The organism is Marinomonas ushuaiensis DSM 15871, from assembly GCF_000521805.1.
Classification (GTDB): domain Bacteria; phylum Pseudomonadota; class Gammaproteobacteria; order Pseudomonadales; family Marinomonadaceae; genus Marinomonas; species Marinomonas ushuaiensis.
On the sequence record NZ_JAMB01000007.1, the window covers coordinates 171,611 to 189,410 of the forward strand.

The following is a 17,800-nucleotide window of genomic DNA, read 5'->3' on the forward strand; positions in this document are numbered from 1 at the left end:
GGAGCTGTTTAGCCAAGGGCTCTTTAATCAGGGGCTCTTTAGCCTGAGGAATGTATGAATACTGAATGGCGATACGCTTGGTCCAAGCCAGAAGTGACCGGTGACTTAAAAACCCATGTACAAGATTTTTATGTCGAAGAACAACTTGGTTTTGAGCCAGACGATAAAGGTGAGTTTTGTTTTGTATTTATTGAAAAGCAAGGCATTAACACAGACTTTCTTGCCAAACGATTAGCTCAAATTGCAGGTATCGCACCAAACAAGGTGACTTACAGTGGCGTGAAAGATCGTCATGCTTGTACTCGTCAGTGGTTTTGTTTGCATGTTTTAAACCAAGAGCCAGACTTGTCAGGTATTCAAGACGCTTTTAGAGAACCTGAAAGTGTTCGAGTGATTGCACAATTGCGTCATTCTAAAAAGCTTCGTACAGGCTCTCATGTATCAAATCGTTTTGTGATTCGCTTACGAGGCATTCGTGGTGACTTGAATGAGCTTGAAGGGCGTTTGAACCTGATCAAAGAAGGCGGTGTACCTAACTATTATGGTCCGCAGCGTTTTGGCATAAACGGTAATAATTTACACAACGGTAAAAGCTTCGTTCTACAAGGGCGACAAAGTCGTCGAAAATTATCTAAAACGGAATCCTTTTGGTTATCTGCCATTCGCTCTTGGTGTTTTAATCAGGCGTTAAGTGATCAAGTTGAAAATGGTATGTGGTCGCGCTTATGTGATGGCGATATTGCGCAATTTCAGCGTAAGGACGAACAGTTTCGTGTAAAAGAAATGGATGCATTAATACATCTGAGCGTAAGGCGTGGAGATATAAGCCCTGTTTTACCTATGATTAGTGAAGGTTGGGAAGCTGGAACAGGTTCTCAGCGTGAGTCTGCCATAAAAGCGTCTTTGTCGGATCATATGGGTCTGGTTAATGGTTTAATTGGTTTTGATCTTTCTCGAGACAGCCGGCTCGCTCGCCTTGTTCCTATGAATATGGCGTGGGAATTACTGAAAGAGAATGAAGATAATATTCAATTGATCGTAGAATTTTCGTTACCAAAAGGTTGTTTTGCGACCAGCGTATTTCGCGAAATGGTTGATTTCACGGACAAGTCAGCAGAGAAGCATCATGAGAATATTGATCGCTAACGACGACGGCATTGATGCAGTTGGTATACAAATATTAGTGAAACGTTTGCAGCAAGATTATGCCGTTTTAGTCGTTGCGCCTGACCGTAATCATAGCGGTGCGAGTAACTCATTGACGCTGAATCGACCGTTGCAGCCAGTGAAAGTAGCAGGAAACCAGTATCGTGTTGATGGCACGCCAACTGATTGCGTCAATCTGGCATTGTCTGGATTGATTGATGGTGAAGTAGACTTAGTGGTCTCAGGCGTCAACCATGGCGCTAATTTAGGCGATGATGTTATCTATTCTGGTACGGTTGCTGCGGCCATGGAGGCACGTCACCTAGGGCGACCTGCTTTAGCTGTTTCTTTAGTCGGCAATGAGCATTTTGATACAGCCGCTGAGGTTGTTATGCGTTTACTTAAAGACGCTCATACCTTGTCTGTGCCAGCGGGTATCTTGTTAAATGTAAATGTGCCAGATTTACCTTATGATGAATTAAAAGGAATACAGGTAACACGTCTTGGTTATCGACATCAGGCGCAAGCCCCAATTTCAGCACAACACCCAAAAGGTTTACCTAGTTTTTGGATTGGTGCCTTATCCGAGCCTCATGATGCGTCTGAAGGAACAGATTTTTTTGCGGTTGAAAATGGTTATGTTTCAATTACGCCGATTCATACTGATATGACGTGTTACGAAGCGAAGTCTTCCCTTGAACAATGGACTGATACTGTAAATTTATGAGTCAAGACGACCTGAATTGGTTAATTAAGCACACTGAGTCGAGAGCTTCCAAAATGGTTCATCAACTCAGTGAGGCAGGCATTACTCATGAAGAGCTATTGGCCTTGATGGGGAGTATTCCACGCCATGACTTTGTCGAGCCAGCTTTTTCTCATCTAGCTTATTCTGCAACACCACTTCCTATTGGTCGCAATCAAACAATTAGCCAGCCGCTTACTGTAGCAAGAATGACTGAATGGCTTTTGACTTATGCCAGACTTGGGCGCGTATTGGAGGTGGGAACCGGTTCAGGCTACCAAACTCGTATTTTGGCGCACTTTTTCAATAAAGTGCATACGGTAGAGCGACAGAAAATTTTATATGAGCAAGCCAAGTTACGATTGTCCGCCATGAATATTAATAATGTTGAGTATTTATTTGGTGATGGGCAAGCGGGTTGGTCTAATGATGTTGAGATGGATGCCGTTATCATTACCGCGATGGCGAGTAAAATTCCTTTGGCTTTAACGAACTGCCTTAAGCAACAAGGTATTTTGATTATGCCAATTGATCAGCCAACACCTCAGATAGGTTGTTGGCGAAAAGAAGGCGATCGATGGAAATGTTTAGGGGCAGAGTCTGCGCACTTCGTCCCCTTATTAGAAGGAACAGAGAATGCCTAAATGGCTAAAAATATATGCAAGTGGTTTGTTAATGGGCGCTGCCGATATCGTTCCTGGAGTGTCTGGCGGTACGATTGCTTTTATTTTAGGTGTTTATGATCGTCTAATTAATTCCTTAAGTGGTATTAATAAAGAAAGTATAAGCTTGTTGTCTAAAGGCGATATTAAGGCTTTGTGGCGACATTTCGATGGTGCATTCTTACTTGCTTTGGGCGGCGGTGTCTTAACCAGTATTTTTCTATTTGCAGGCTTAGTTACCCATCTTTTAGCGACCTATCCAAGTTTCTTATGGAGTTTTTTCTTTGGCCTTATTTTGGCGTCAGCGTATTTTTTAATTAGTCAGATTACAGGGTTTGGGGTACGACATTTTTGTATCTTAATAGCCGGTGTTGCCGTTGGAGCGAGCCTTTCATTGCTTGTACCAACGCAATTAAATACATCACTGTTGACGGTTTTTTTCGCTGGAATGATTGCAATTTGTGCGATGATTTTACCTGGAATATCAGGTAGTTTTTTATTGCTCATGATGGGAATGTATGGGTTTATACTCTCAGCAATTAAAAGTTTAGATATTGTTGTTATTATGGTTTTTGCCAGCGGTGCACTTATTGGACTGTTAAGTTTCTCTAAAGTACTTCACTATTTACTGAGTCATGCTCGCTCAATGACTTTGTCTGCACTAACAGGCGTTATGCTTGGTGCTTTAGTAAAGGTTTGGCCGTGGAAAATAACGGATTCATGGCGTGTTGTGAATGACAAAAAAGTATCATTGGAGGAGCATTTAATTCTTCCTTGGGATCTTCCTGATTATTATTTTTTTACGGATTTAATTTTGCCACTTCTGTGTGCCTTAGTCGGTTTTTTGAGTATTTTCTTTGTATCTTACATATTGTTACGTAATACAGACAAATCGTAATAAAATCATAATTAATTGATTGATGGAGTAAAGCGTTATCTACAGTCATTTCTATAAAAGACATAATTCTACATGGCTAACTTGGTTAACAAGTTGGCTTGTTTTTTTATGTGTTTTATTAAGTGGATGCTCGTATGAAGTGCTTCATTATTCAGCAAAAAACAATCAAAAATACAATTCAAATAATGCCAGTGTTTCTTCTGTTCCATCTACTGGATATCATCGGGTGGAGAGTGGTGACAGCTTGTTTTCTATTGCTTTTCGCTATGGATTAGATTATCGAGAATTAGCAAAGCTAAATAGAATCGATGCGCCTTATGTTATTTATCCGAAACAAAAAATTCGTCTAGGGGGGCAAGCGAAGCCTTCTTCTAATGTGGCAAATAGCACTTCTTCAAGCACAAGTTCTACGCCGTTGATTGTTAATAACTCGTCAACAAACACATCGGTTGTTACGCCAGTAAAAGAAGCAAAAAAATCGAATGTAATAGATACAAAAAATGACAAACCAGTAAGTGATTGGTCATGGCCTGTAGATGGTCAGGTCACTAGGGGGTTTTCAAACGCTGGTGTTAGTAGTAAAGGTATAGATATCAAAGCGAGTCAGGGGGCATTGGTTAAGGCGGCGGCTGACGGTACAGTTGTTTATGCTGGCAGCGGCTTAATCGGATATGGAAACCTCGTTATTGTGAAACATAACGATGTTTATCTTAGTGCTTATGCATACAACGATAGCATTCTAGTGAAAGAGAAGCAGAATGTTAAAGCGGGTGATTCCCTGGCTGTTATTGGTGGAAAAGGAAGTGATCGGCCATTATTGCACTTTGAGGTGCGACGTGATGGACAGCCGATAGACCCATTAGAGGTCTTACCTAAAAATTAGAGTGCTCGAATTTTTGAGGAGGAGATATGAAGTTAGCAAAGAAGGGCAATACAGAAACGAAAGTTTTGAATGCTGGTGATTTTGACCTTGATACTCCACTTGATAGTTATAAGGAAGATACTAATGAAGAATTCGAATCTGCAGTAAATGCTCGATATGCAGAAGCAGATAAAAGCCGCAATCTTGATGCTACTCAAATATATTTAAGCGAAATAGGTTTCTCTCCTTTACTTAGTGCTGAGGAGGAGGTGTATTTCGCACGTCTGGCACTTAAAGGAGATGAAAAAGCCCGTAAGCGTATGATTGAAAGTAATTTACGCTTAGTGGTCAAAATTTCTCGTCGATACTTAAATCGAGGCTTGTCTTTGCTCGATCTTATTGAAGAAGGAAATCTTGGTTTAATGCGGGGGGTTGAAAAATTTGATCCTGAGCGTGGATTCCGTTTTTCAACTTATGCGACTTGGTGGATTAGACAAACCATTGAACGTGCCATCATGAATCAAACTCGAACCATTCGTTTGCCTATTCATGTCGTAAAAGAGCTCAATATTTATTTGCGTGCGGCTAGAGAGCTAACTCAAAAGCTGGATCATGAACCCAGTGCTGAAGAAATTGCAGATAGGCTTGACTGTCCAGTAGAAGACGTTCAAAAGATGCTTCGACTGAACGAGAGAGTAAGCTCTATTGATGCTTCATTTGGTGGTGAAAATAACGACAAAAGTCTAGCTGAAGTATTGGCAGATGATATTCATCAAGGACCGGAGGCCGACAGACAAGACGGTGATGTGCTCCAAGGTATTGAACATTGGTTAGATGAGTTAAGTGAGAAGCAATGTGATGTGATTACACGTCGGTTTGGTCTACGAGGTCATGAAGCAAGTACATTGGAAAATGTAGGCGCTGAGATAGGCTTAACGCGAGAGCGTGTTCGTCAAATCCAAGTGGAAGCACTGCGAAAATTACGTTTGATAATGGACAAAGAAGGTTTGTTGTTGGATGACGTTATTGGTTTTGATCACTGATTTATTTAGAATTATTTAAGAACTCGTTATACATACTAACGATAAAAGGCCCGCTTACTGTCAGAGTAAGCGGGCTTTCTTGTTTTATTCGATTATGCCGGCGATATCGATAATATGTTGTTGGATTTTGGCTTTATACTTGTCCGACATGCCTTTTACTTCATAGGCCAGAATTTCTTTTTCATTGCTTTCTATGATTTCTGGAAGACCACTGAAAACGCGGTTTTGTATATGAGATAAAGTAAAAATGTCATCACTTATCACCAGCTTATTCACACTTTCTGATTTTTTCATTTGTTCCATGTCATTCAGTAAGTCTTCAATCTCATCGGCTTTAAAGTTGTTTTCTTTGATCATATTACTGATTTTAGAATTGCCTTGATGAAGGCCTAAATGGAAGTTCAGTTTTGGCGTGTCTTTATAAAGTTCATTTTCTAATAATTTTTCCATTAAGCCTAAAAAGAGTTGAGCAGTACTAACAGCATTTAAATACAGATTGTCTTCTGAGCTCATGGCACTGAAAAAGATAATAGCCGAGTCATTTTTATGTTGGTGTACTTGGCCTAAATATACTTCACTGGCTTGGAATATTGCTCTGTAAATTGGGGTTAATAAGTTCGCCACCTGCAGAGGTGTCATGTTCTTATGCCATTCTTCTAAATTAAGAATATCAAAATACAGAACGCAGTTTCGCTGTTTAGATTCTTCAAAAAGAGCGTCGAAGTTCATTTCAAATTGCGCTTCTTTTGTTTCCGTTTTTTCATCGTTTGGTGTTTCTTGTTTGGCTGCTTTTATTGATTTTTCGACAACTGGCGCTGAATGCTCAAGGTTTTGTATTGATTCTACCGCTTGATGAATTTCTCTGGCCTCTTTGTATTTTGCAGGATCGAGAGGGCTGCTTTTTTTTCCTTGACTATAGGCAATAATAGCACTGCTTGCTTCTGTAATAGGGGAAAATAGCCATTTTGTCATTAGAAGAACAAGTAACAGAGTGATGGCTGAAATGAAAATAGCGACGCCAATAAGTAGATTGTTTAGATGTAGAAGAGTTGCTTGGGCTGGTGTTTTGTCTATTGTAATTAATACGTGGCCAACAATATCATCACGAAACTTTATGCTAGAACTGTAAACTCGTCGACCATTGCCAGGGCGGTAATCTTGTTCCGATTGCATGCCAGAACCACTGCTGTTTGCTTCGGCAAGTAACTCGTCTTTTTTGTTGTATACGCGAGCACTTAAAATATTATCATCTACTACTAAACGATTAAGTAATACGTTTAAACTTAATAGATCATTGGAAAGGATCGACTGAGTAGCGTTGAACGCAGCTTGAGTCGCTAAACTGCTGCCAAGAACTTCTGTTTGTTGAGATAAGTAGTTACCAAGAGCATGAGTCATTGTGTACCAAAAAATACACACGGTGAGGATCATCAGTGAGAGAAAAGTTGCCACAGTGACAACTGATGCACTTAGCTTTTTACGCACAAAAGCTGTGATCATCTTAATTTTAGGTTGGGTGTCCATTCACTTCCTTTGGGATAACTCATAGAACAATAATTAAAGTATACACATCATAACGGCCGTTTTCTGAATTCTTTAAAGTAGAACAGGTGCTTAGCGAAAAGAAAACGATTTGCTATAGTAGGCGTCTTATTGAATTAGGAGCATTTATGTCTGCCAGTATCACCCTTATCGGTTCTTTGAACTCTGAATATTTAGATCAATTTAATGCTTGGTTGGACGCGCGCGGACTAAGTGGCTCTTCCACTCTATTGACTGACATCGAAGATTCAGTGTTGGTCGCACAAGTAAGATTAGACACAAAGGTTGCTGATCCTGTTGACATCACTACAGAGCTTTTGGCTTTATCTGATGAAACAGGCATTGATCATATTTATCAATCCACAATGCTGGATATCCGTCTTGGTGGTGTTGCTGTATTTGATATGGATTCAACTTTGATTAAAGCCGAGGTTATGGATGAGCTCGCTGTAGACGCCGGCATTGGAGAGCAAATTGCTGCCGTGACAGCGAGTGCGATGCGTGGTGAAATTGATTTTGTTGAAAGCTTTGTGCAACGGTTAGCTTTATTAAAAGGCTTGAGTAGTGAAGTGATGGATGGTGTTTATAATAGAATTCAACACATGGACGGTATTTCTACCTTGATGAAGGTTTTGCACCATTACGGTTGGCACACTGCTATTTTATCGGGTGGCTTCACTTATTTTGCTGATAGAGTTCAAGCAGAATATGGTATGTCAGAAGTACACGCAAACGTCTTAGAAATCCAAGATAAAGAACTAACAGGTAAGCATTTAGGTCCTATTGTTGATGGCGAGCGCAAGAAACGGCTGTTAGCAGAAATAGTTGAGCAGCAACAAGCAAACTGGAAACAAACGATTGCTTGTGGCGATGGTGCCAATGATCTTTTGATGTTGAATCATGCCGCATTAGGTGTTGCTTTGCATGCTAAACCCCTTGTTAGAAAACAAGCGCCATGTCCTATGAACAATCTTGGTTTGGATGGAATCTTGTATTTATTAGGAATGACCTCTTCTGAAATCCGTAAGTTGTCAGTTTAGTGGTTGTCGTGCTGTTTTTTGTGCTTGTTTCATAGGCTACTATTGCCATCTCTAAAACATTGTTATAATTCACTGTTATAACTCTAATAATAAAATTGGTTGAGGTGGTATTTTGTCAGAAATAAGATTGTCTGATATTGATTTGAATCTGTTGTACGTTTTTCAGGTTTTAATTGAAGAGCTTAATGTGACAAAGGCGGCTACAAGGTTGAATGTGTCTCAGCCTGCTGTAAGCCGTTCTTTATCACGTTTACGTGACATATTTGACGACCCATTGTTTATCAGAACATCCCATGGGCTTTCTGCTACCGCTAAAACAGAGAAATTATCCACACTATTAGCGGATACACTTAAAGGCTTAGAAAGTATTATTCAGCCAAGTGAATTCACACCTGAAACGAGTAAACGTCGATTCATCTTATCAACCACCGACTTTGGCATTCTAACTGTGCTACCCAAAATTCTGGATCAATTTCGACAAGAAGCGCCCGGCGCTATTTTAGATGTTAAATCTTGGAATGAAGACATGGTAGTAGACTTGGATCAAACCAATATTGATGTTGCTGTTTCTGTCCTTTCAAAAGAGCCGCCAGCAAGCATTCGTGCCATGCGTTTAAAAAGTGACCAGATGGTATGTTTGGCGCGTAAACATCATCCGGCAATCAAAAATATATTAACGTTAGAAAGCTATTTGAAAGCCAGTCATGTTCAGGTTGTATTAGGGCGTCGTGAATACTTTGCTGTTGATCGCGAGTTAGATAAATTAGGCGAGAAACGGCATGTTGCTGTGAATCTACCTAATTTCGTTCCAGCAGCAAGAGTTGTAATGGGCAGCGATTTATTATTAACCGTGCCGAGGCTTTTTGCAGAAGACATGGTTGAGACTGCATCGGATATAGTTTTACATGAATTGCCGTTTGTAACGCGGGAGTTTGACTACTCTATGATTTGGCATGAGCGTTTCCAACATGATGCTGCTCATATATGGTTCAGAGGGTTATTAAGACAAGCTTTTTTGGATACCTCTAACGAATAAAACCAAGGTAAATACGTCTACAAGACTCCATGCTTTTTATATGATTTCAGAGCGGCTCTTTATTTTAATCATTAGAACGCCATTTTCAGTCTGTATAGTTGAATATGGCGTTCTAATTTAAAGAGAATTAAAAACCGTAGAATGGATAAAAAGAATAAGAACAACCGTATTCAATCGGTGTTTGCGCCTTGATATGTAGGTAGCCTTGGCCTTCACACGCAGCGAGTAGGGCGCCAGAGCTTTGTTGAGGGTGAGCATAGGCTAAACCGTCGTTTCCTATCGCAACACGTATAAACTCATCTCGTTGAATGGTTTTTGTTCGGCTGAAACCAGCGTCAACCAAATAAGACTGAGGGTGGTCGGCAACTTGTCCAGAACAAACGGAAAGCAGAAGTCGAGCAAACCAGTGATAAGTCACAAGGGTTGAGCTCGGGTTACCTGGTAATCCTATAAATGGAATGCCTTTCAGTGTTGCATGAACCAAAGGTTTACCCGGCTTAATCGCAATCTTCCAAAGATGCACTGTGCCTAATGTTTCAAGAACACTTTTTACATGATCTTCCTCACCAACAGACACGCCACCGGAAGACAGAATGACATCACAAGAAGCCATTAGAGCTCTTAGTGCTGCTTCTGTATCTTCTGGTGTATCAGCAGCATGAAGGCAGTCTGCAACCCGATGGCCAGCTTGAGTAACTAGAGCACTGAGCATTGGGCCATTTGAGTTGAAAATCTGCCCCGGTTCTAAGCTTTGTCCTGCTGGGATAAGTTCATCGCCAGTTGTGAGTATGCCAACACGCAGTTGTTTGTATACGCTAACCTCTGTAATCCCTAAGCTGGAAAGCAAGCCAATGTGCATAGGCGTTATTTTCTGACCTGCTTTAACGACGGTTTGTCCTGCTTCTATGTCTTGTCCTTTGGGGCGAATGTTGTCTCTGTTTGTCGGTGATTGATTAAATATGATTTTATCGTTTACCGGTTGTGTATTTTCTTGCATCACAACCGTATCGGCACCTTCTGGAATACTGGCACCAGTGAAAATCCTTGCACAGGTGCCAGGTTCCAAAGGTTCAGGATGTAGACCAGCAGGAATACGTTGGCTGACGATAAAGCTTTTACCTGCTTGCCAGTCTTTAGCCACTAACGCGTAGCCATCCATTGCACTGTTGTCATGAGGAGGAACAAAAATGTCTGCGACTATATCTTTCGCAAGTATTCTTCCAGTGGCGTTAGACAAAGCAATGATTTCATTTGAAACACGAACACTTGCACTGTCTTCGATTGCTTTTAACGCATCTTCAAAGGCTAATAAAGTTGACATGACATTTAGGCTCCGTGTTGATTGGATACATAAGGCCCGATTAACATGCTGACAAAATTACACGGTCTGTGCGACGCATTTAGTTGTTCTTGTAAAATGCCATTCCATGCTGTTTTGCAAGCACCTGTAGAGCCAGGTAAGCAAAAAATAAGAGTTTGGTTTGCCAGTCCTGCAACCGCGCGGGATTGAATCGTAGACGTGCCAATTTCGCCATAAGATATGTGTCTAAATAATTCCCCAAAGCCTTCAATCGTTTTATCAAACAATGGCGTCATTGCTTCAGGGGTGCTGTCTCTTGAATAAAAACCAGTTCCGCCAGTTATAAGCACAACATTCGTTGCTTCCTCTGCGATCCAGTTTGAGACAACCGCACGCATTTGATAAACATCGTCTTTAACCAGTTTTCTTTCGGCCAATGTATGGCCTGCTTCTGTGAGTAATTCAATAAGCGCATTGCCAGAGGTGTCTTCAGCGATAGTCCGAGTATCTGATACCGTTAAAACGCTGATGTTTAATGGACGAAATGGAGTGGGTGTCTTAGCCATGGGATTCCTTATCTAGCCTCCGGTTGCGCTCATGAAGCGCAATATCTGAGGGGCTTCGTCGAGGTTAAAATGATGTTGTTGAGGTTTTAGTGCCAATGCTTCGATAATGGCATTTTCTAATTCTTTTGAGTTTTCTAGGGCCGCTGAGCCCTCTAATTCAGTAGTACTTTCTAAGGCTTTTAAATGTTGCATGCTGCTACGAATTACGCCTTTTAAATCTTTAGAATGCTCGTTACCTAGGCAAAGCAGTAGGCGACCTTCAACGGTAAGGCGAATTCGGTTACAGGTATCACAAAAATTATGACTGTGAGGTGAAATGACTCCAATCTTATGGTTTGATCCGGCAACATGGTAATAACGAGTTGGGCCACCAGTTTTAATATCACTTGGCGTTAATGTGTAATATTGGCTTAAGGTGTCAATAACATCATCACTGGATAAATACGTTTCTGCGCGATTATGGTCTGTAATGACACCCAGCGGCATTTCTTCAATGAAGCTGATGTCCATGTTGTGATCCAGTGCAAACTTAGCGAGATCATACAATTCATCATCGTTATGATTTTTCAATACAACACTGTTGATTTTTAATCGTTTGAAAGGCAGTTTACTGGCCGCTTCGATACCCTTGATAACTTGTTGAAACTTGTTTTTTCGAGTTAACGCTAAAAATCGATCGGCTTTTAGTGTGTCTAAACTGATATTGATACGAGAAACGCCAGCATTGAAAAGGTCCTGTGCCATTTTAGAAAGCTGGGAGCCGTTGGTCGTAATGGTTAACTCTTCTAATCCTTCGGTATTGGCAATCTGCTCTAACGCCCAGAGAACATTTTTCCGCACCAATGGCTCACCACCAGTAATACGTATATGTTTGGTCCCCATGGCAATGAAGGTTTTCGCTACATGAACAATTTCTTCCAAAGACAAAACCAGTTCTTTTGATAAAAAAGTAACGTCTTCATCCATACAATAGGTACAGCGAAAATCACATTTATCGGTGACCGAAATGCGTAAGTAATCGATTTTTCGACCAAAGGGATCGATCAGAGAGTTCATTATCAAAAAAACACCTCGTTAAATGAGTGTCTATCAAAGCAAAAAACGGCCGATTAAGCAAAGAAGTAGAAAGATATAGGCGTTATTCTTTACAGTTATTTCGAATAAATCCAATTAGCGTTTGTGCTGCTCAAGCGCCCAGATGATATGTTCTTTTACGAGCTCGGATGATGTGTGAAGAGCGGCTTCTAACGTTTGAACGGTTAGATCACTGGTGGGCGCATTGCCTAAGGCGACAGCGATGTTTCGTTGCCAGTTTTCATAGCCTGTACGGCGAATTGGTGAACCTTCGGTTTTTTTTAGGAAGGTGGCTTCATCCCATTTAAAGAGTTCAACAAGACCTGCAGAATCTAAATCATGTCTTGGCTGAAAATCTTCTTCTTTTGTGTATTTCGCGAACTTCGTCCAAGGGCAAACAAGCTGGCAATCATCGCAGCCAAAAATGCGATTACCCATTTTACTGCGCAGTGGTTCAGGAATTGGACCTTTGTGCTCAATAGTTAAGTAAGAAATGCATTTACCTGCATCCAGAACCCAAGGTTCAACAAAGGCATCAGTAGGGCATTGAGTTAGACATGCAGTACAACTACCGCAATGCCGATCGGTTGTCGGTTTATCAACAGGAAGCGGAAGATTAGTGAAAATCTCACCCAATAAAAACCAACTGCCTGCTTTTGGCGTAAGCAATAAGGTATTTTTACCGATCCAGCCCATTCCGGCTTGCTCGGCAATCTGCCTTTCTAAAATTGGGGCGCTATCAACAAAAGCACGATAACCGTGATCGCCTACTTGCTGCTCAACCTTTTTGGCTAATTGAGTCAGTCGTTTACGTATTAGCTTGTGGTAATCACGTCCTAATGCATATCGTGCAATGTAGGCTTTGTCTTTGGTTTTTAAACGACCAACAGTTTCTACCGATTGAGGTAAATAATGCATACGCAAGGAAATAACACGACGTGTACCAGGGTGAAGTTGTTCAGGATAGAAGCGCATATCACCATGATTGGCTAAATAATCCATGCCAGCGTGATATTGGTTATCGATCCATTCGTTGAATTCGTCTTTGTATTGGGCAAGATCAGGCTCGACAATGCGGGCTTCCGCAAAGCCAAAATTAATTGCCCATGATTTAATATCATCAGCAAGCTTTTGTAAGTCGTCTGGACTGGATAAAAACGAAGGAAGCAAATGAGTACCGAAATAGCTGACACTAGGCTGTCATATCAGCCTAGTGAGAAAGACGAAAAATTAGTAAAGCTGGGAGTCGCCTTTAACAACGTCCATCAATAACTTGATAAACATACGATCTGCTTCTGTGTGTTCTTCTTGGATTTTGATCGTTGTTTGATTTGATACTTCTTCTGCAATGCGTTGGTAAGCATCTGGCTCGTTGATGTTTTCCTTAGCGATTCGAGCTAACTCTCCAGCCAGTTCAGGGTCCATCAACATTTTACGAAAACAGCGTAAAAATTCATCAATAACACGTTGTTTGTTGAGCTCATTAGCCATGGTAAAACTCCTAATCAAATTATTCCGCTATAACATCATGAAGTGTAGGTTAGAGCAAGTTTTTATGCTGGTTTAGTGTGCTTTGTGTTGACAAAAATGAGGCTCGACGCCAGAATGGAAATCAAATAATTCGACAACACCCTGTCGATGACTCCTTTTTATGGGCCACTAGCCCATCTCAATCAGATTCGTTCTGATAAGCACAAGTATAATATGGCGCAATATTGTCCTCTTATACTTCTCCTCGCGAAAAAACGCGGGCAGTGTAAAAACTGCGATTTATTGCGTTTGAGTAGTACTCCTATTTTATGTGTTCTAATTTTAGTCACTAATTCTAGAAGTTAACTCAGTTAGTTTTGCAAACTTCGTTCTATCAACTTTAATCTGCTTGTCTTATGCGGTTACAATAGCCGTACTTAAAAATTCTAAAGACAGACGAATACTTAGTAGAGGGTAACAAGGTGGAGTTATTATCCGGTGGTGAAATGATCGCCCGCTTCCTCAAAGATGAGGGAGTTGAATATATTTATGGTTACCCAGGTGGTGCCGCACTTCATATTTACGATGCCCTGCATCGCCAAAATGATGTGAAACACATTCTGGTTAGGCATGAACAAGCGGCAACGCACATGGCGGATGGCTATGCGCGTGCCACAGGTAAAGCGGGTACTGTTCTTGTAACATCGGGCCCAGGTGCAACCAACACGATTACTGGAATCGCGACCGCTTACATGGATTCTATCCCTATGGTAGTTATCTGTGGTCAGGTAATGAGTTATCTAATTGGCGAAGACGCGTTCCAAGAGACCGACATGATCGGTGTCTCTCGTCCTATTGTTAAGCACAGCTTCACTGTTAAGCATCCTTCAGAAATCCCAATGATCTTGAAAAAAGCGTATTACATCGCCAATTCAGGTCGCCCGGGTCCTGTTGTTGTAGATATTCCAAAAGATATGGCTGTACCGACTGAAAAGTTTGAGTACAAATATCCAGAATCTGTTTCATTACGTTCTTATACACCGCCAACAAAAGGTCACAGTGGTCAAATCAAGAAAGCGGTTGATTTGCTGCTTGCTGCTAAACGCCCAATTATTTATGCAGGCGGTGGCGTGATTCTAGGTGGTGCTTCAGATTTGCTTGTTAATTTAGCAAAATCTTTGAACGTACCAGTAACGAATACGCTAATGGGCTTGGGTGGTTTCCCAGCAACTGATAAGCAATTCGTTGGTATGTTAGGTATGCACGGTAGCTACGAAGCAAACATGACAATGCATCATAGTGATGTGATTCTTGCTGTTGGCGCTCGCTTTGATGACCGCGTAACGAATGATCCAGACAAATTTTGTCCTGGCGCAAAAATCATTCATATTGATATTGACCCAGCCGCGATTTCTAAAACGATTCGTGCAGACGTACCTATTGTTGGTCCGGTTACGCAAGTTCTGGAAGAAATGCAGTCTTTGATCGAAGGTGAAAGTTCTAATACAGAAGCCTTGGTTACTTGGTGGAAGCAAATCAATGAATGGCGTGCAGTTCATGGCGGCCGTTATGATACAAGCAGCGACAAAATCAAACCTCAAGCGGCTGTTGAAGCTTGCTGGCGAGCAACCAAAGGTGATGCGTTTGTTGCGTCTGACGTAGGTCAGCACCAAATGTTTACTGCGCAATATTATAAGTTTGATAAACCAAATCGTTGGATTAACTCTGGCGGTCTAGGCACCATGGGCTTCGGTCTTCCGGCTGCAATGGGCGTAAAGTTAAACTTCCCTAAAGAAACCGTTGTTTGTGTAACGGGTGAAGGCAGTATTCAAATGAATATTCAAGAGCTTTCGACGTGTTTGCAATACGGTTTGCCAGTCAAAATCTTGTGTTTGAATAATGGCTACTTAGGCATGGTTCGCCAATGGCAAGACATGAACTATGAAGGTCGTTACTCGAATTCATTTATGGACTCTTTACCAGACTTCAAAATATTGATGGACGCTTACCGCCATAAATACGTTGAGATCAGAAGCAAAGATGAACTTGATGCCAAGATGGAAGAAGCGTTTGCCATGGCAGACCAACTTGTCTTTATCAACTGCTATGTAGATCCAGAAGAGCATGTATATCCAATGCAAGTACCTCGTGGTGCCATGCGTGATATGTTCTTGAGCAAGACGGAGCGAACTTAATATGCGACACATTATTTCTGTATTAATGGAAAACGAGCCTGGTGCTTTGTCTCGTGTAGTAGGTTTGTTTTCTCAGCGTAACTTTAACATCGAGTCATTGAACGTAGCGGCGACAGACGATCCAACTTTGTCTCGCTTAACACTGACAACACATGGCTCTGATCAAGTCGTCGAGCAAATCACTAAGCAACTAAATAAGTTGATTGACGTGATTAAGCTGGTGGACTTAACCGAAGGTCAGCACATCGAACGTGAAATGATGTTGGTGAAAGTACGTGCCACTGGCGCTCAACGTGCTGAAGTGAAACGTACGGTTGATATCTTCCGTGGCAACATTGTTGATATGACACCTTCTATTTACACGATTCAAATCGTTGGTGAATCAGACAAACTAGATGGATTTCTACAGGCGTTGGGCGGTGCTCATTTGCTAGAAGTGGTTCGTACTGGTGTTTCTGGTATCGCTCGTGGTGAGAAAGTTTTAACAATTTAATCTTTCTAAGAAACGTATAAATTAAAAGCCGCTAGAATAAAGTTTTAGCGGCTTTTTTTTGGGTCGTTGACGATAGATAGGGAGGTGTTATGGATGCTATTAATTGGAAGTTGTTGAAAGCATTAGAAGGAAATGGCCGTGCGTCTTTTTCTGAATTGGGTAAATTAGTACATCTTTCCGCTCCCGCAGTAGCCGAGCGCGTACGTAAGCTTGAAGAAAAAGGCGTTATTACAGGGTACTCTGCACAACTGAACCTTGAGAAGGTAGGTATTCCTATTACTGCTTTGGTGGAATGTCAGGTATATCGAACAAAAGAGCGTGCTTTTAAAAATCTTGTACTTGAGTTAGATGAAGTGATTGAGTGTTATAACGTGACAGGACCTTATGCTTTTGTTCTTAAAGTAGGTGTTAAATCTATGTCAAAATTGGACGAGCTATTAGAGTGTCTAATTGATCTGAGCGATACCAACACCATGATGATAATGTCACAACCGGTTGATCGTACCATGCCATTAAATATCGCTCAGAAAAGCTAACTCGTTATGACTTTTATTTTTATGTCTGCATTTTTTTGTGGCCATTGACTAATAATTATACCGATAAAAATAAAGACACATCCTATTAGTTCCCTTTGCGATAGAGTTTCGCTCATCAATAGCCAACCGCCAATTGCTGCAAATACCGCTTCTGTGGACAAGATAAGTGCAGCTGAACTTGGTGCCACATTTTTTTGCCCAATAGTTTGTAATGTATAAGCAACAGCAGAAGATGCAATGCCTGCATAAACTAAAGGTAGCCAGCTGCTTTCAATTGCTTGCCAAGTTGGTTGCTCAGTCATTAGAGCCATTATCCATGACAGCATGGCAACGACAACCAGCTGTACTATAGAAAAACTGATGATGGGGACTTTACGAGAATAATACCCTACAATCAAAACGTGTCCCGCCCAGAAAATTGCGCCAACTAATTCCAGTGCGTCTCCATATTGTATGGATAAGTTCGGTCCGACGGTTAACGTATATAAACCAATTAATGCCAACAACATTCCTAGCCAAGTATTACGAGAAATGGCGTGTTTTAATAGCAAGCCAATAATAGGAACAAATACCATATACATGGTTGTGATAAATCCCGCATTCGCCGCTGTAGTATAGAGTAAACCGATTTGTTGTAGAGTCGCGCCTGAGAATAAAATCAACCCAGTAATTCCGCCAGCTTTTAATGTTAGGTGTAAATCTGACTTTCTATGTCTATCAAAAATATAGGCTAAAGGTAGCATCGATAGAGCGGCCAAAGTAAAACGCGCCGCATTAAAGCTGTAAGGCCCTAAACTTTCCATTCCTATGCTTTGGGCAACAAAAGCAAAGCCCCAAATGACGGCCGTTAGCCATAATAATAAATGAGATAAAGTCATATTCTTCTCTGTATAAATAATGATTGGTAAATGCATTGTTATTGATAACTTGGAGAGAAATTTTATCGATAGTGTGTGTAATTAGACAGGATGAACATAAGGTAAAATTAATTGTTCGCTTTTGAAAATAAGGTAAAAGGAATGTTTTACTTTGTTTTCACATAGACGGTTTTTTGTGTCGGTTTCTTCTCCTTTCTCTCTAAAGAAGACGGAAGATGATGACTTGATTTTGCCGCTTTGATCGTAAAGCAAACCCCACTGCTCGACACTATCGTTTAGTCTTGCTTAGAGATTCGCTTTGCTTTAATTAAGGC

The 17,800-nt window shown here is 41.1% G+C and carries 18 protein-coding genes; 11 read left to right on the top strand and 7 right to left on the bottom strand.

The window, feature by feature from the left end:
- Window positions 1-54: 54 nt before the first annotated feature.
- From truD to rpoS, 6 genes are all read left to right on the top strand, one after another.
- On the top strand, window positions 55-1,146 hold the full coding sequence (gene truD, locus MUS1_RS09625) for a tRNA pseudouridine(13) synthase TruD (protein WP_036161866.1): 1,092 nt from the start codon (window positions 55-57) through the stop codon (window positions 1,144-1,146).
- Window positions 1,127-1,873, top strand: a complete 747-nt coding sequence (gene surE, locus MUS1_RS09630; RefSeq protein WP_036161868.1) for a 5'/3'-nucleotidase SurE — start codon at window positions 1,127-1,129, stop codon at window positions 1,871-1,873. The genes truD and surE overlap by 20 nt, the downstream gene beginning before the upstream one ends.
- A complete protein-coding gene (locus MUS1_RS09635; protein ID WP_051436199.1) occupies window positions 1,870-2,535 on the top strand; it encodes a protein-L-isoaspartate(D-aspartate) O-methyltransferase in 666 nt (221 codons plus the stop codon). Before surE ends, MUS1_RS09635 begins: the two co-directional genes overlap by 4 nt.
- Entirely contained in the window at window positions 2,528-3,451 is a 924-nt protein-coding gene (locus tag MUS1_RS09640; RefSeq protein ID WP_036161871.1) for a DUF368 domain-containing protein, read from the top strand. The genes MUS1_RS09635 and MUS1_RS09640 overlap by 8 nt, the downstream gene beginning before the upstream one ends.
- A gap of 139 nt (window positions 3,452-3,590) precedes the next feature.
- A complete protein-coding gene (locus MUS1_RS09645) occupies window positions 3,591-4,334 on the top strand; it encodes a peptidoglycan DD-metalloendopeptidase family protein (RefSeq protein ID WP_245595790.1) in 744 nt (247 codons plus the stop codon).
- Window positions 4,335-4,360: 26 nt separating this feature from the next.
- Window positions 4,361-5,356, top strand: coding sequence for an RNA polymerase sigma factor RpoS (gene rpoS / locus MUS1_RS09650; protein ID WP_036161877.1), 996 nt, complete (start codon window positions 4,361-4,363; stop codon window positions 5,354-5,356).
- 84 nt (window positions 5,357-5,440) lie between these two features.
- On the opposite strand, the gene MUS1_RS09655 is transcribed toward rpoS, so the two are convergent.
- A complete protein-coding gene (locus tag MUS1_RS09655) occupies window positions 5,441-6,880 on the bottom strand; it encodes an AhpA/YtjB family protein (RefSeq protein ID WP_036161880.1) in 1,440 nt (479 codons plus the stop codon).
- A 146-nt stretch (window positions 6,881-7,026) separates the two neighbouring features.
- Here MUS1_RS09655 and serB point away from each other — a divergent pair, with 146 nt between their 5' ends.
- Entirely contained in the window at window positions 7,027-7,938 is a 912-nt protein-coding gene (gene serB, locus MUS1_RS09660) for a phosphoserine phosphatase SerB (protein ID WP_036161883.1), read from the top strand.
- 112 nt (window positions 7,939-8,050) lie between these two features.
- Window positions 8,051-8,974: a LysR family transcriptional regulator gene (locus tag MUS1_RS09665; protein WP_036161885.1), complete on the top strand. Its 924-nt coding sequence runs from the start codon at window positions 8,051-8,053 to the stop codon at window positions 8,972-8,974.
- A gap of 127 nt (window positions 8,975-9,101) precedes the next feature.
- On the opposite strand, the gene MUS1_RS09670 is transcribed toward MUS1_RS09665, so the two are convergent.
- From MUS1_RS09670 to MUS1_RS09690, 5 genes are all read right to left on the bottom strand, one after another.
- The gene (locus tag MUS1_RS09670) at window positions 9,102-10,295 is read right to left on the bottom strand and encodes a molybdopterin molybdotransferase MoeA (protein WP_036161888.1); all 1,194 of its coding nucleotides are present in this window, start codon (window positions 10,293-10,295) and stop codon (window positions 9,102-9,104) included.
- 5 nt (window positions 10,296-10,300) lie between these two features.
- A complete protein-coding gene (moaB, locus tag MUS1_RS09675; protein WP_036161893.1) occupies window positions 10,301-10,840 on the bottom strand; it encodes a molybdenum cofactor biosynthesis protein B in 540 nt (179 codons plus the stop codon).
- Window positions 10,841-10,852: 12 nt separating this feature from the next.
- The gene (moaA, locus tag MUS1_RS09680) at window positions 10,853-11,896 is read right to left on the bottom strand and encodes a GTP 3',8-cyclase MoaA (protein WP_036161895.1); all 1,044 of its coding nucleotides are present in this window, start codon (window positions 11,894-11,896) and stop codon (window positions 10,853-10,855) included.
- A 114-nt stretch (window positions 11,897-12,010) separates the two neighbouring features.
- Complete coding sequence (gene queG / locus MUS1_RS09685) at window positions 12,011-13,084, bottom strand: tRNA epoxyqueuosine(34) reductase QueG (RefSeq protein WP_036161897.1); 1,074 nt, start codon at window positions 13,082-13,084, stop codon at window positions 12,011-12,013.
- A 60-nt stretch (window positions 13,085-13,144) separates the two neighbouring features.
- The gene (locus tag MUS1_RS09690) at window positions 13,145-13,405 is read right to left on the bottom strand and encodes a hypothetical protein (protein WP_036161899.1); all 261 of its coding nucleotides are present in this window, start codon (window positions 13,403-13,405) and stop codon (window positions 13,145-13,147) included.
- 461 nt (window positions 13,406-13,866) lie between these two features.
- Between MUS1_RS09690 and MUS1_RS09695 the strand changes: the two genes are divergently transcribed.
- The 3 genes from MUS1_RS09695 (at window position 13,867) to MUS1_RS09705 (ending at window position 16,608) form a co-directional block, all read left to right on the top strand.
- A complete protein-coding gene (locus tag MUS1_RS09695) occupies window positions 13,867-15,579 on the top strand; it encodes an acetolactate synthase 3 large subunit (RefSeq protein ID WP_036161902.1) in 1,713 nt (570 codons plus the stop codon).
- Between the two features lies 1 nt (window position 15,580).
- Window positions 15,581-16,072 (top strand): acetolactate synthase small subunit, encoded by a 492-nt coding sequence (ilvN, locus tag MUS1_RS09700; RefSeq protein ID WP_036161904.1) that lies wholly within the window; start codon window positions 15,581-15,583, stop codon window positions 16,070-16,072.
- Between the two features lie 89 nt (window positions 16,073-16,161).
- Window positions 16,162-16,608: an Lrp/AsnC family transcriptional regulator gene (locus MUS1_RS09705; RefSeq protein WP_036161908.1), complete on the top strand. Its 447-nt coding sequence runs from the start codon at window positions 16,162-16,164 to the stop codon at window positions 16,606-16,608.
- On the opposite strand, the gene MUS1_RS09710 is transcribed toward MUS1_RS09705, so the two are convergent.
- Window positions 16,605-17,486 carry a DMT family transporter gene (locus MUS1_RS09710; protein WP_036161910.1) on the bottom strand — a complete coding sequence of 294 codons (882 nt, stop codon included), beginning with the start codon at window positions 17,484-17,486 and terminating at the stop codon, window positions 16,605-16,607. The two genes, MUS1_RS09705 and MUS1_RS09710, sit on opposite strands and share 4 nt — an antisense overlap.
- Window positions 17,487-17,800 lie beyond the last annotated feature (314 nt).